Origin of the sequence: Kaistella rhinocerotis (assembly GCF_030243905.1) — a bacterium.
Classification (GTDB): domain Bacteria; phylum Bacteroidota; class Bacteroidia; order Flavobacteriales; family Weeksellaceae; genus Kaistella; species Kaistella rhinocerotis.
Genome location: NZ_JASSYY010000001.1, coordinates 213,120 through 226,386, shown reverse-complemented (window position 1 = coordinate 226,386; position 13,267 = coordinate 213,120). Strand labels below are relative to the sequence as shown.

Here is a 13,267-nt window from a genome sequence, read left to right as displayed (position 1 = left end):
TGCTTACTCATTACACCTCATTTATATGAAAAAACTTATATATTTTCTTTTCCTCTCCCTTCCCTTCATTTCGTTCGCACAAAATAAATTAAAAGTGAGCGAAGCGGGCACCGAAAATCCGGTTGCCGGCGCTTCCGTTTTCTGCAGCAAAAAACTTATCGGCAGAACCAATTATGAAGGCGTGCTAACCTTTAAAACCAAATGCACCAAAGTGGATGTAAAAGCAGCCGGCTTCTACGATGATGAAGCGGTTGTTGACCGTGTGATGGAAGTTTCACTTGCCAAGGTGGATCCTAAAGTTCAATCTATCGAAACAGTTTTGATCAATGACAGCAGTGATCCGCTGGCTCTGGCCATTTTAAAAAAAGTTAATGAGAAATATAAAGACAATTCCCCGCTAAGTCTTGATTCTTACAGTTTTAAATCTTACGAAAAAATCTCGCTGGACCTGGATGAGGACAGCATTAAACAGTACAATACCTTTCTGCAGCACCGTCTCGATTCACTGAGTTTACTGCCCACGGTACAGGTTAGCGAACAAAAGAAAAAAGATTCAACCGAGAGCGTAAATGTGCTCAAATTGATGTCTGAAAGTAAACTCTTTCTTTGGGAACGTGCATCGGAATTTTTGTATTCGAAGAAGTACGGCGAAAAGATCAACATCCTGGATAACCGCGTGGCCGGCCTCAAAGATCCGATCTACGAAATGATGACCCTGCGGTCTAACCGGAATACGATGCCGCGCGAGATCCGTGAAGAAAACCGATCACTTTACCGTTTTTTCCTTACCGATTCAATTGAAATTGAAGGAAGAAAGAACTATGTCATCCGGTTTCGCCAGGTCGATTATAAACAGCCCCTGAACAAACGCCGGTTCAATGGATATCTGTACGTAGATGCCGAAACCTACGGTCTGAAAAAGCTCGAAAGCAATAGCAAGAAAAAGTCTGAGGGCAGCATCACCAGTATCTGGAAACCCATGGACGGAAAATGGTTTCTTAGCAAGGAAAACTTAAAAATAAAAATGGGATCCACGGTTTTTGACAGCAAAAATGCGCAGGATGAAACGAAGGATCAAAAGCAGAAATTCGGGAATTACGTGTACATGATGGCTGATTATTTTGATTTTAAGTCGCCGATCGACGTTCAAAGCAAAGATTTCAGCGGCTACACGATGTCCGTGCAGAACGCAGACGGAAAATCACTCGATGCTTTCCGCACAGATTCACTTTCCGCACGTGAAAAACTATCGTACGAAAAGATAGACAGCGTAGGCAAAAAGTATAAACTTGATCAGAAAATAAGCGGTTTCAGCGGCCTTATCCGCGGAAAATTTCGGGCCGGTCAAGTTGATTTTGACCTTTCGCAAGTCATTAAATACAATTTGTATGAAGGCGCAAGGCTCGGTATCGCGGCCAAACTGAACGAACGTTTTCATCCGTATATTTCACCCGATGCTTACATCGCATACGGATTTAAAGATCATAACTGGAAATACGGGGCGGGACTGGACGTAAAAACCACACTTCAAAAGAACTCCTTTTTCCGCGCGGAATACTATCGTGATGTGATGGCTGCGGGCCGCTTCAGTGAAAATCTCTGGAATTTCAGGATGAAGATAATGAACGCCGGCATCGACCTTAAAAACGACCGGTTCTATAGTTATGACGGTTTCAAACTTTCATTTGAACACGACTTAAATAATGACCTGACCCTTCGTGCATCGGCGAAGAAAGACCGCGAAGAAGCAACATTTGATTACGATTTTATGCAGCGCGGTGCCCGGTTCCAGAATTTTGCAACGCAACTTACATTGAAGTATTCGCCACGCTCTAAAAATATAATGACGCCAGCCGGAAAGTTTACTTACGAACAAAATTATCCTGAGTTTTTCTTTAATTATGAACAGGGTCTGAATGCACTTGGCGGAGATTTACAGTACAGCAGATTTGATGCACTGGCGCAGCACAGCTTCAAGACGAAAGCGGGCGTTACCGGATTGCGTCTTTATGGCGGAATCGTTACCGGTGAGACGCCGATTTGGCACCATTTCACCATGAATGGCCTGGGCGCCGCAGACGGCAGCGGTTTCAACTATAACCTAACGTCTTTCCTTGGTTTTGCGACGATGGAAAGCGGAAAATATTTTAACGATAAATTCGCAGGCTTCTACATTACGCACCGCATCCCGTGGTATTTCAGGACTTTTGGGAAAACCACTTCCAGTTTTGACATTATTTACCGCGGAGTAAGCGGCGACATGAAGAATCCGGAACCGCATAATTTTGAGTTCAGCAAGTTGGATCACCTATATCAGGAAGTCGGCTTTGAGGTCAATCATTTCCTTGGAACTCCCTTTAACCTTGGCTTTTTCTACCGTGTCGGATATTATGCGACAGACGCATTCAAGGAAAATTTTGCGGTCCAACTGAAACTAAATGTATTAGGATTTTAGATTATGAAAACTATTCAGATTAAAGCAGAGCAGTTTTTTGAGCTTTTAAAAATGAAAGATGCATCAATGTGGGAAATTTTCGCGCAGATGATTGACGGTGAAGTAAAAGAACTGATCTTTCTGGATGACCATGACCAGGTACTTTTTAATTATACGCTGCCTAAGACTTTGGAACAGCTCAACGAAGACCGCGCGCAGTTCGCAAAGGAATATTCCGCTAAACTTTCAGGTCTTAATTAGATTCTAAAAATTCAGCGAGCGTATTTTGGGCGGCAGCGACATCGTGAACGCGAAGGATTTTTGCACCTTTCTGTAAGACTTTCAGATGCAGTTTCTGTGTTTCTTCATTGATGTCATGCGGCAACTTACCCAGCGGTTTGTAGATGAATGATTTGCGGGAAATACCAATCAGCATTGGGTTTTGGCCAAAATTTATATGCTGCACCCTATCGATCAAATCGTGCTGCTGCTCTACCGTTTTACCAAAACCGAATCCCGGATCTACGATGATGTCTTTAACGCCCAGACTCCTCAATTCCAGAATCTTCTCAGAAAGATAGCGGTTGATTTCAACCAAAAGATCACCTTGCAGCATTTGGCTGTGCATTTCATCATAGGTCGGGTTCACATGCATCAAAATGTAGGGCAAGCCGATTTTTGCGACAGTTCCGAACATTTTGGGATCAAACATTCCGCCTGAAATATCATTCACCACATCAATTCCCTCATCAAAACCAAAGCTGACGACTTCAGAATGGAAGGTGTCCAGTGAAATCAGCGTTTCCGGAAATTCTATTTTAATGGTTGAAATCAGTTTTCCGAGCCTATTTATTTCCTCTTCGGCCGTAAGATATTGCGATTTTGGGCGCGTAGACTGTGCGCCGATATCGATGAAGGTGGCACCATCACGAAGCATTTTTTCAGTCTGTCTTAATGCGTCATTGTGATCATTAAATTTTCCTCCATCTGAAAAAGAATCGGGCGTAATATTCAGGATGCCCATAATTTTTGGCACCTCAAGACGGACTAACCTTCCGCGGCAATTAATAGAAAATACTGATGAACCGAACGCGTTGAAAACCTTATCCATAGCGCAAAATTAGCTAAAAGCGCATAATAAATAGGGGCAGCAAAGGTTTTAGGCATGTTTTAAAATCCTTATCTTTGGAAAGATTTGAATTTTTATGCAAAAAACGTCCGCACAATTTGACGATGTCATCACGCTTTGCCGTGATCTTTTCACCAAAAAGCTGTCCGATTACGGCCCATCCTTCCGCGTTTTACGCGCGCCTTCGCTCACAGACCAGATTTTCATCAAAGTAAAAAGTCTCCGTACATTTCAAACCACCGGCACCTCAAAAGTTGGCGAATCTGAGGAAGAAAATTTCATTGCGATTGTCAATTATGCCATTATTGGCCTGATCCAGCTAGAAAAAGGTGTTGCGGATGATTATCGTGAAGACCGGGAAGAAATGCTACATCTTTATGACCATTTTGCGGGTGAAGCCAAAGCGTTGATGCTGCGAAAAAACCACGATTATGGTGAAGCCTGGCGCGAAATGCGAATCTCATCAATCACAGATTTAATTTATCAGAAAGTGCTCAGAACCAAGCAGATTGAAGACAACGCAGGACAAACGGTGGTTTCAGAAGGCATTGATGCGAACTATTTTGATATGCTGAATTATGCAGCTTTCTGCCTGATCCGCCTGCGTGAAAAAAGTTTTCCAACGGTAAAAACTTCTGAAAATTAAGCCATTATGAAATCAGTTTTACGGATTGCTGTTGCACTTATTTTCATTGCCTCCGGTTTCGTAAAGGCAGTGGATGTCGTAGGTTTTTCATTTAAACTTGAAGAATATTTTTCGCCAACGGTCTTCAACATGCCTTTTTTTGAAAGCATCGCGCTACCAATCGCTATTTTGGTGGTGGCGCTCGAATTGGTTTTGGGCTTTCTTCTGTTGCTGAAAATCAGGCTGCGGTTTTCACTTGCGGCGCTGATCGCTTTGTGCATTTTCTTCGCTTTCCTCACGTTTTATTCCGCATATTTCAACAAAGTGACCGATTGCGGATGTTTTGGTGATGCCATCAAATTCACGCCGTGGCAAAGTTTCTTTAAAGACATTATTTTGCTGCTTGGTCTTATCGTGTTGTGGCTGCTGTACAGAAATTCTTTTGGGCTTTTACAGCCAAAAAGGCCTGCCAAATATATCGTGTTCTCGGTTCTGGTTATCACAATGGGTCTGATTACGATTCACGGCATCCTACATGAACCGCTGATCGATTTCCGCGATTATAAAATCGGGACCGATTTGAAAGAGGAAAAAATTAAGATCGAGAAAAATCCTTCTGAATACAAGACTTTCTATTCACTGAAAAATCAGAAAACTTCTGAAGTCATCGAGGTGAACCAAGATGAATATGTGAACGACAAAAAATATTGGGAAGAAGGCTCGCCGTGGAAGATCGAGGATGGGAAAACCTCATCAAAAATCGTGAAGGAAGGTTACAGTTCCGAGATTGCAAAATTCAAACCTGAAACGTCGGAAGGGATTGATTTGACCATCGAAATCATCAACGCGCCAAAAGCAATTCTGGTCTTTTCTTACGATCCGAAAAACGCAGATGCGCAGCTTATCAGGGAAACGGAGTATAATCTTTTAAGCCAAAAAAACACGTATGTTTTGGGAATTTCAACGGATCCAAACACCTTTAAAACAATCAAAAACGCACTGATGGACGGTACTGCGATAAAGACCATTGCACGAAGCAATCCGTTTGTGGTGATTTTAGAGAACGGAAAAATCGTAGATAAAATGTCGGCGAAAGATTATCTGACACAGTAAATATAAGAGTATAAGCTAGAAACCGCATCTTTTAGGCTGCTTTAAAACTTTGGACAAAGAAACTTTAAAACAATTTTGAACTATAACAATTTTAAAAAAAATAAAACAATGCAAAAATCTAATAAATCAATCGCAGGTTATCATATTCTAATGATTTTATCGTCTGTTGACGGCGAATTTGCGCCTGAAGAAGGCTTGAAATTCCAGGAATTCCTTGCTGAAGAATTCCCGTTCAAAGTAGATCTTGATGACGAACTCGACATCATCGCCACACTTCATCCGGACAAATGGCAGGAGCATTTCGAGTTTCATGCGCAGTGTTTCTATGATGATTCTACCGACGAGGAAAGAAAATCTTTCGCGGAGTTTGCCAAATCACTTATCAAAGCCGATGAAGACGTAACTGACAAGGAACACGACTACTATCTTCAGCTAAAAAAAATCTGGAAGCTCGACTGAAGCTTTCAATAAAAAACTAAAAACCACACCGATGAAAAAAACGCTCGCTGCTTCACTTCTCACTTTTACCTGTCTGATGAACGCACAAAACTGGCCTGATACCAAACCACCGGTTGCCGAAAAGCAAAATCATGTACGCGATATCCATGGCGACAAAGTTGCGGATCCCTATTACTGGATGATCGATTACTTCAAAAAAGGAAAAGATTCCACCAAAGTTGTAGATTATCTTACGGCTGAGAACGCGTATGTGGAAACCATGATGGCCGACACAAAACCGCTGCAGACCGAGCTTTTTAACGAAATGAAAGCGCGGATTAAGGAAAAGGACGAAAGCGTGCCGGTTTACAAGAACGGCTACTATTATTATTCGCGAACCGAAAGAGGAAAGCAGTATTTCAAGTATTGCAGAAAAAAAGGTAGTCTTTCTGCGCCTGAAGAAGTCTTGCTCGACGTGGACCAGATGGCAGAAGGAAAACCATATTTTGCGGCTGCACACTTCAATGTTTCGCCTGATAATACGATGATGACCTTTGGTGTGGATGATGTTTCGCGCCGTCAGTATCGGATTTACCTTAAAGATTTACGTACCGGGAAAATCACTGATTTAGGAATTAAGAATACAGAAGGTGACGCGATCTGGGCAGCTGATAACAAAACGCTTTTTTACACGGCAAAGAATGATGTGACGCTTCTTTCGGAAAAAATCAAGCGCCATACATTAGGTACAGATCCGGCTAAGGATGTGGTGGTCTACGAAGAAAAAGACAAGAGCAATTATCTTGGCGTAGCTAAATCGAAGAACCAGAAATATATTTTCATCTATTCCGCGGCCACGACAAGCAGTGAAATCCGGTATTTGCCGACGGACCAGCCTAACGCAGCTTTCTCAGTGTTTCAGCCACGAATGAAGGACGTGCTTTACGATGTGTATCCGCTGGAAGAAAAGTTCCTGATCTTAACCAATAAGGACGCGCTCAACTTTAAAGTGATGGAAACGCCTTTGGATAAAACCGGGCTTCAAAACTGGAAGGAAGTGCTGCCGCACCGGCCGGATGTTTTGGTGGAAGGGATAGATGAATTCAGGAATTTCCTTGTTTTTAATGAAAGGCAGAATGGTTTATCCCAGCTTGCGATCCTCGACCGAAAGACGCAGAAAAAGGATTTTTTGAAATTTGACGAACCCACCTACACTGTTCGTCCAATGGAAAACCCTGATTATAACACCGATAATTTCAGGTTTGTCTATACCTCGATGATTACACCGAGTTCGCAGTACGAGCAAAACCTGCGTACAGGTGCTAGAACATTGCTGAAGCAGCAGGAAGTTTTGGGCGGTTATGACAAATCGCAATACGTAACCGAAAGACTTTTCGCGACAGCGAAAGACGGAACTCAAATTCCGCTTTCGGTAGTTTATAAGAAAGGATTTGTGAAAAACGGTAAAAACCCGGTGTTACTTTACGGATACGGATCATATGGAAATTCTATGGAAGCTACCTTCAGTTCACCACGGCTCAGCCTTCTGAACCGGGGCTTTGCATTCGTGACCGCGCATATCCGCGGTGGCCAGGAAATGGGAAGACAGTGGTATGAAGACGGAAAAATGATGAAGAAAATCAACACATTCACCGATTTCATCGATGCGGGCGAATATTTAGTGAAAGAGAAATTCACCTCTCCGCAGCATTTGTACGCGCAGGGCGGTTCCGCCGGCGGGCTTCTGATGGGCGCGGTAATGAACATGAAACCTGAACTTTTCAATGGTATCATCGCGCAGGTTCCGTTTGTGGATGTGGTGAATACGATGCTTGATGAGAGTATTCCGCTTACCACGAATGAATATGATGAATGGGGAAATCCGAATACCGAAGCAGCTTACCGCTACATGAAATCGTATTCTCCATATGAGAATATCACCAAAAAGAATTACCCGAATCTTCTAATAACCACAGGTTTACACGATTCCCAGGTTCAGTATTTCGAGCCGGCAAAATGGGCCGCAAAACTTCGCGACATCAAAATAGGAAATAATGTGATCTTGCTTAAAACGGACATGGCGTTCGGACACGGTGGCGCATCGGGGAGATTTGATTATCTGAAAGATGTAGCGTTGGTTTATGCTTTTCTGCTCAAACTTGAAGGTATTAAAAAATAAAATTAAAGACTTTAAAAATAATTAATCGCTATGAGAAAAAATATCGTCGCCGGAAACTGGAAGATGAATAAGAACGTAATCGAGGCGCAGCAGCTGATGTTTCAGTTACTCGAATACAAAAAAAACAACAGTACGAACTGTGAAGTTTGGATCGCGCCACCTTCGCTTTATCTCATGATGGCAAAGGATCTTTATGAACAGGACGAGATCGGTGTTTTCGCGCAGGACATGAGCGAACATGAAAGCGGTGCGTATACTGGCGAAATTTCGGCAGCTATGCTCGATTCTATCGAGGCTACAGGCGCAATCATCGGGCATTCTGAAAGACGCCAGTATCACGGCGAGACCGATTCTCACTGCAACCGGAAAGTGAAACTGGCATTGGACAAAGGTCTGATCCCAATTTATTGCAACGGCGAAACTTTAGAACAGAGAAAATCCGGACAGCATCTGGAAGTGGTAAAAAACCAAACCGAAACGGCTTTATTTACGCTTACCGCAGAAGAAATCAAAAAAGTTGTGATCGCTTACGAACCGGTTTGGGCCATCGGAACCGGTGAAACCGCAAGTCCGGAGCAGGCGCAGGAAATCCATGCGCACATCCGTAGTCTGATCGCCAACAAATATGGCAAAGAAATCGCGGACGAGATTTCAATTCTTTATGGTGGATCCGTAAAGCCCGATAATGCCAAAGAAATCTTCTCGCAGCCCGATATTGACGGCGGATTAATCGGCGGTGCAGCACTCAAGATCGATGACTTCAGTAAGATTATTGAAGGATTTAATTAATAATCAAGTCAAAAGTAAAAAGTCGAAAGTCCCTTTTATTATAAAATAGAAACGCGCTGAAAATTCAGCGCGTTTCTATTTGATTGGAATTGATGTTATTTCCCGATTTTTCTTTCCAAAACTTCATCCACCATCCCGAATTCCTTCGCTTCAGAAGAAGTCATCCAGTAATCTCTGTCAGACGCTTTTTCAACCCATTCGTAAGTCTGTCCGGAGTGAATTGAGATAATATCGTAAAGTTCCTTTTTAAGTTTGAGCATTTCTCTCAGATTGATTTCCATATCCGAAGCCACACCCTGCGCGCCACCGGAAGGCTGGTGAATCATCACGCGTGAATGTTTCAGTGCCGAACGTTTTCCTTTTTCTCCTGCAACCAGAAGTACCGCACCCATTGATGCTGCCATTCCGGTACAAATCGTGGAAACATCGGGTTTGATGATCTGCATGGTGTCATAAATCCCCAAACCTGCATAAACGCTGCCTCCAGGGGAATTGATGTAGATCTGAATATCCTTGGAAGCGTCGGAACTTTCGAGAAACAGAAGCTGCGCAGTCACAATATTCGCTACCTGATCGTCGATACCGGTTCCGAGGAAGATGATTCGGTCCATCATCAGACGGGAGAAAACGTCCATTTGAGCTACGTTCAGACGGCGTTCTTCCATAATGTAAGGCGTAAGGTTGGTTGGGCCGTACATTCCCATATATTGATCGGTCGCAAGACCGCTGTTACCTAAATGCTTCACAGAGAAATCTCTGAAATCCTTTTTTATATCCATTTTTATATGTTTTTTACTTAAATTTTAGCTAACCAAAGTACACAAACGGCATTCCAAAATAAAACACCGACAAACTGTCACAAAATCCGGAAGAGTTTTTCATCGAGTTCTTTGCGCAGATGCGTCAGCGTAATGATTTTCTTATACGTCTCCATATTGTCTTCGTCGGCTGACAGCGCGTTCTTTAGGTCATTAATGATTTTCAGAATGTACTCTCTTTTATGACGGAAAATCACATCCTGAACGAGCTTCGGCAGCACTTCTTCTTCTGAACTGAAAAAGATCTGATATTTGCCCCAGTCACTGGTTTCATAAGGCTCTACGAGCGCGTCCGCAACTTTACCCGAAATATTTTCGTCGAGTAATGTCATGAAAAAGTTGCCCGAACGCAGTTCGTTTTCAGCAATACCAAGTTTTATCTCGTCGATGATTTTTTTATTGAGTTCGGACTGGATCTCGCAGTTATCTTCCTCCAGATGGCCGATTATTTCCTCGATTACCGTAATCTGATATTCATTCTGCTCGTCATCTTTGCGGTTCAGCACGATATCGCCATATTTCAGCATCAGTTCTACCATCTTTTCCTCCAAAACGAGTAAAGGATTGATGGTAACTTCCGGTTCCGGAACTTTTTCCAACTTTGGTGCGGCTTGCTGTTCCTGTCTTTGCTGCGGCGTAACCTGCTGTTTCTTGACCTGTTTCTGAACATCGAGTTCGTTGAACAGCGATTGTTCCGAAAGTCCGAATTTTGTTGCGACTTCCTTTAAATAAACCTCCTGCTTCAGCGCATTCTGAACGAATGCAACCGACTTTACAATATCGCGGATGGCTTCCGCCTTTCTTATTGGGTCGTTTGTCGCTTCTTTCAGTAAGATTTCAGCCTTAAAGTCGATGAAATCTGTCGCTTCGGTCTTAATGAAATTTTCTACATATTCCTGCGGATGTTTCCTTGCGAAAGAATCGGGATCATCGCCATCCGGGAACAGCAAAATCCTGATGTTCATCGCCTCCGAGAGCAGCATGTCTATGCTACGGAAACTGGCTTTAATTCCGGCCGTATCACCGTCAAACAATATTGTCACATTCTCGGTCAGACGTTTGATAAGCTTAATCTGCTCTACCGTAAGCGCGGTTCCCGAACTTGAAACCACATGCTCAATCCCCGCCTGATGAAGCGCGATCACGTCCATATAGCCTTCCACCAAAAGGCAGAGGTTGTTTTTTGAAATCGCCTGCTTGCTTTGGTTGAGGCCGTAAAGAACCTGTGATTTGTGATAAATTTCGGTTTCGGGAGAATTCAGGTACTTCGCGGTTTTCACGTTATTCCGCAAAATTCTGCCGCCAAAACCAAGCACGCGGCCTGAAAAACTGTCAATAGGAAAAATTACGCGGTCGCGGAAGCGGTCGATACCGTTGGGAGCATTTTCGGGAAAGATTGAAAGGCCTGATTTCTCCAGAATTTCTTTAGAATAGCCTTTTTCAATAGCGAATTCGGTGAACGCATCCTTTTTTTCGGGCGCGTATCCCAACTGAAATTTAGAAATGATGTCGTCGCGCAGCTCACGCTCTTTGAAATAAGAATACCCAATCGCCCTGCCCTCCTCCGTTTGCAGCTGCTCCTGAAAAAAACCGTTGGCAATCTCGTGAATCTTGTAAAGCAGTTCCTTATCCGTCTGCGACTGTTTTTCCTCTACCGTAAGCTCGCGCTTGTCTTCCTCAATCTCAATTCCATATTTCTTGGCGGCATGTCGCAGCGCTTCCGGATAGGTGAAACTTTCAATTTCCATCAGAAAGGAAATGGCAGTTCCACCTTTTCCGCTGGAAAAGTCCTTCCAGATCTGTTTGCTTGGTGAAACTACGAAACTGGGCGTTTTCTCGTCGTGGAAGGGGCTTAGCCCTTTGAAATTTGAGCCGGCGCGCTTCAGCTGTACGTATTCGCCTATGATTTCCTCCACGCGGATTGTAGAAAATATTTTATCGATGGTGGCTTTAGAAATCATCCGGTAAAAATAGCGAATTTGTTTACTAAAAGTTACAAATATTTGGGCGTATCCCTTGCCAGCGCTTACAATTGAGGCGCGGTATTCTGCAGCCGCCCGGGTCGGGCTCTTCGCTGCAAGTCCTCGCCGCGGCTGTGGGCTTTCCGCTGCGATCCCTTACGCAGAAGCTTCGGGAAAGACGGTTCCGCGCAGTCAAAGTCAGACATGGCTGCGTGACAAAAGCACTCATCGGCGCTCGCTGCGCTCGCGCCCCGAAATTTTCGCTAATTTTGACGAAATCTTTCACATGAGAAAACTCGCGCTACTACTATTGTTTCCCGTTTCTGCACTCCTTTTTGCGCAGACAAAATACGTAATGGTGATTCATGGCGGCGCCGGCACCATCACACGCGAATCCATGACACCCGAAAAAGAAGCGGCGTACCGCCAAAAGCTGACGGAAGCTTTGCAAACCGGCTACAATGAGATCCAAAACGGAAAATCTGCCGTGGAGGCGGTGGCTGCAAGCATTGTAATCCTTGAAGATTCGCCGCTGTTTAACGCCGGAAAAGGTTCGGTTTTCACTCATGATGGCAAAAATGAAATGGACGCAGCAATCATGTTCGGCAAAGATAAATCGGCAGGCGCGGTTGCCGGTGTTCACACCATTAAAAATCCGATAAAAGCGGCTATCGCGGTGATGCAGAAGTCGCAGCATGTGATTCTGATCGGGCGCGGTGCCGAAGAATTTGCGCGGGAAAAAGGTCTTGACATTGTGCTGCCTTCTTATTTTTGGACCAAAGAGCGCTGGGATGGTCTGCAACGGGCCCGACAGAAGGAAAAGTCAGACAAAACTTCAAAAAACAATACAAAAAACGCCTTTGAAATTGACCAAAAGTTCGGAACTGTTGGCGCCGTGGCATTGGATAAAAACGGAGATTTGGCAGCCGGCACTTCTACTGGCGGCATGACCAACAAAAAATGGAACCGCATCGGAGACACACCCATCATCGGCGCCGGAACCTTTGCCAATGCGCAAGTCGGAATCTCCGCAACCGGCTGGGGCGAATATTTCATCCGCGCTACCGCCGCACGAACTGTCGCCGCCAAAATGGAATACCAAAATAAGGACATTAAATCTTCCGCACGGGAGGTAATCGATGAAATCGGTGCAATGGGCGGCGACGGCGGCCTTATTGCGCTCGATAGAGACGGCCATGTAGCCATGCCTTTCAATACCGCTGGCATGTACCGCGGAACGGTGACTGAAAAAGGTGAAATAGATGTACAGATTTATAAATAATCATGATGAATTTTAAAATTGATAAGCTGGAGCAGTGGCAGGATGTGGTGGACCAGATTTTGCCACAGCTGAAACATCCTGTGCTTTTGCTAAAAGGAAATCTCGGTGCCGGAAAAACAACTTTTACGAAAGTTTTGCTTAAAAATCTGGGCAGTACCGACGAGGTTTCCTCACCTACATACGCCATCGTGAACGAATATGCAACACCAAAAGGTTTGGTTTATCATTTTGACCTGTACCGCATGAAGAATATTGGTGAAGTGTACGACATCGGCATCGAAGAATATCTTGACAGCGCTTACCTGTGCATCATAGAATGGCCTGAAATTTTTGAGGAAGAGCTTCAGGCAGCGCCTCATCACGAGATGCAGATCGGCACGGAGGATGATGCACGGCATATTACATTCCTTTAGCAGCAATACGGTACCGAAATATCATCGTATATTTGCAGCGTTGCATTTAAAGATAAATCAAAGCATTAAAAATTGCATTTGCAACA

General features: G+C 44.0%; 12 protein-coding genes. 9 read left to right on the top strand and 3 right to left on the bottom strand.

Translation table 11 applies throughout. The annotated features are described in order from the left end of the window. Positions 1-25: 25 nt before the first annotated feature. Together QEP06_RS01050 and QEP06_RS01045 are read left to right on the top strand one after the other, a co-directional pair. Positions 26-2,455 carry a DUF5686 family protein gene (locus QEP06_RS01050; protein WP_285268695.1) on the top strand — a complete coding sequence of 810 codons (2,430 nt, stop codon included), beginning with the start codon at positions 26-28 and terminating at the stop codon, positions 2,453-2,455. 3 nt (positions 2,456-2,458) lie between these two features. Next, positions 2,459-2,695 carry a hypothetical protein gene (locus QEP06_RS01045; RefSeq protein WP_285268694.1) on the top strand — a complete coding sequence of 79 codons (237 nt, stop codon included), beginning with the start codon at positions 2,459-2,461 and terminating at the stop codon, positions 2,693-2,695. Here QEP06_RS01045 and folP read toward each other — a convergent pair. Further along, complete coding sequence (gene folP / locus QEP06_RS01040; protein WP_285268693.1) at positions 2,688-3,545, bottom strand: dihydropteroate synthase; 858 nt, start codon at positions 3,543-3,545, stop codon at positions 2,688-2,690. The two genes, QEP06_RS01045 and folP, sit on opposite strands and share 8 nt — an antisense overlap. A 94-nt stretch (positions 3,546-3,639) precedes the next feature. Here folP and QEP06_RS01035 point away from each other — a divergent pair, with 94 nt between their 5' ends. From QEP06_RS01035 to tpiA, 5 genes are all read left to right on the top strand, one after another. Further along, positions 3,640-4,209 (top strand): DUF1599 domain-containing protein, encoded by a 570-nt coding sequence (locus QEP06_RS01035; RefSeq protein ID WP_285268692.1) that lies wholly within the window; start codon positions 3,640-3,642, stop codon positions 4,207-4,209. Between the two features lie 6 nt (positions 4,210-4,215). After that, entirely contained in the window at positions 4,216-5,301 is a 1,086-nt protein-coding gene (locus QEP06_RS01030) for a BT_3928 family protein (protein ID WP_285268691.1), read from the top strand. Positions 5,302-5,409: 108 nt separating this feature from the next. Beyond that, a complete protein-coding gene (locus QEP06_RS01025) occupies positions 5,410-5,760 on the top strand; it encodes a tellurite resistance TerB family protein (protein WP_251833509.1) in 351 nt (116 codons plus the stop codon). A gap of 31 nt (positions 5,761-5,791) precedes the next feature. Then, positions 5,792-7,918, top strand: coding sequence for a S9 family peptidase (locus QEP06_RS01020; RefSeq protein WP_285268690.1), 2,127 nt, complete (start codon positions 5,792-5,794; stop codon positions 7,916-7,918). Between the two features lie 30 nt (positions 7,919-7,948). Further along, the gene (tpiA, locus tag QEP06_RS01015) at positions 7,949-8,707 is read left to right on the top strand and encodes a triose-phosphate isomerase (protein WP_285268689.1); all 759 of its coding nucleotides are present in this window, start codon (positions 7,949-7,951) and stop codon (positions 8,705-8,707) included. Positions 8,708-8,802: 95 nt separating this feature from the next. On the opposite strand, the gene clpP is transcribed toward tpiA, so the two are convergent. Together clpP and dnaG are read right to left on the bottom strand one after the other, a co-directional pair. Next, a complete protein-coding gene (gene clpP / locus QEP06_RS01010; protein ID WP_251833512.1) occupies positions 8,803-9,486 on the bottom strand; it encodes an ATP-dependent Clp endopeptidase proteolytic subunit ClpP in 684 nt (227 codons plus the stop codon). A 77-nt stretch (positions 9,487-9,563) separates the two neighbouring features. Continuing rightward, on the bottom strand, positions 9,564-11,486 hold the full coding sequence (gene dnaG, locus QEP06_RS01005; protein WP_285268688.1) for a DNA primase: 1,923 nt from the start codon (positions 11,484-11,486) through the stop codon (positions 9,564-9,566). A 286-nt stretch (positions 11,487-11,772) separates the two neighbouring features. Between dnaG and QEP06_RS01000 the strand changes: the two genes are divergently transcribed. Further along, positions 11,773-12,768: an isoaspartyl peptidase/L-asparaginase family protein gene (locus QEP06_RS01000; protein WP_425256185.1), complete on the top strand. Its 996-nt coding sequence runs from the start codon at positions 11,773-11,775 to the stop codon at positions 12,766-12,768. A 5-nt stretch (positions 12,769-12,773) separates the two neighbouring features. Beyond that, positions 12,774-13,181, top strand: a complete 408-nt coding sequence (tsaE, locus tag QEP06_RS00995) for a tRNA (adenosine(37)-N6)-threonylcarbamoyltransferase complex ATPase subunit type 1 TsaE (protein WP_285269362.1) — start codon at positions 12,774-12,776, stop codon at positions 13,179-13,181. Positions 13,182-13,267 lie beyond the last annotated feature (86 nt).

What these genes read in the sequence shown, in the direction of transcription:
- QEP06_RS01050 (WP_285268695.1), top strand. Translation starts at nt 26, where the DNA reads ATGAAAAAACTTATATATTTTCTTTTCCTCTCCCTTCCCTTCATTTCG.
- QEP06_RS01045 (WP_285268694.1), top strand. Translation starts at nt 2,459, where the DNA reads ATGAAAACTATTCAGATTAAAGCAGAGCAGTTTTTTGAGCTTTTAAAA.
- folP (WP_285268693.1), bottom strand. Translation starts at nt 3,545, where the DNA reads ATGGATAAGGTTTTCAACGCGTTCGGTTCATCAGTATTTTCTATTAAT.
- QEP06_RS01035 (WP_285268692.1), top strand. Translation starts at nt 3,640, where the DNA reads ATGCAAAAAACGTCCGCACAATTTGACGATGTCATCACGCTTTGCCGT.
- QEP06_RS01030 (WP_285268691.1), top strand. Translation starts at nt 4,216, where the DNA reads ATGAAATCAGTTTTACGGATTGCTGTTGCACTTATTTTCATTGCCTCC.
- QEP06_RS01025 (WP_251833509.1), top strand. Translation starts at nt 5,410, where the DNA reads ATGCAAAAATCTAATAAATCAATCGCAGGTTATCATATTCTAATGATT.
- QEP06_RS01020 (WP_285268690.1), top strand. Translation starts at nt 5,792, where the DNA reads ATGAAAAAAACGCTCGCTGCTTCACTTCTCACTTTTACCTGTCTGATG.
- tpiA (WP_285268689.1), top strand. Translation starts at nt 7,949, where the DNA reads ATGAGAAAAAATATCGTCGCCGGAAACTGGAAGATGAATAAGAACGTA.
- clpP (WP_251833512.1), bottom strand. Translation starts at nt 9,486, where the DNA reads ATGGATATAAAAAAGGATTTCAGAGATTTCTCTGTGAAGCATTTAGGT.
- dnaG (WP_285268688.1), bottom strand. Translation starts at nt 11,486, where the DNA reads ATGATTTCTAAAGCCACCATCGATAAAATATTTTCTACAATCCGCGTG.
- QEP06_RS01000 (WP_425256185.1), top strand. Translation starts at nt 11,773, where the DNA reads ATGAGAAAACTCGCGCTACTACTATTGTTTCCCGTTTCTGCACTCCTT.
- tsaE (WP_285269362.1), top strand. Translation starts at nt 12,774, where the DNA reads ATGAATTTTAAAATTGATAAGCTGGAGCAGTGGCAGGATGTGGTGGAC.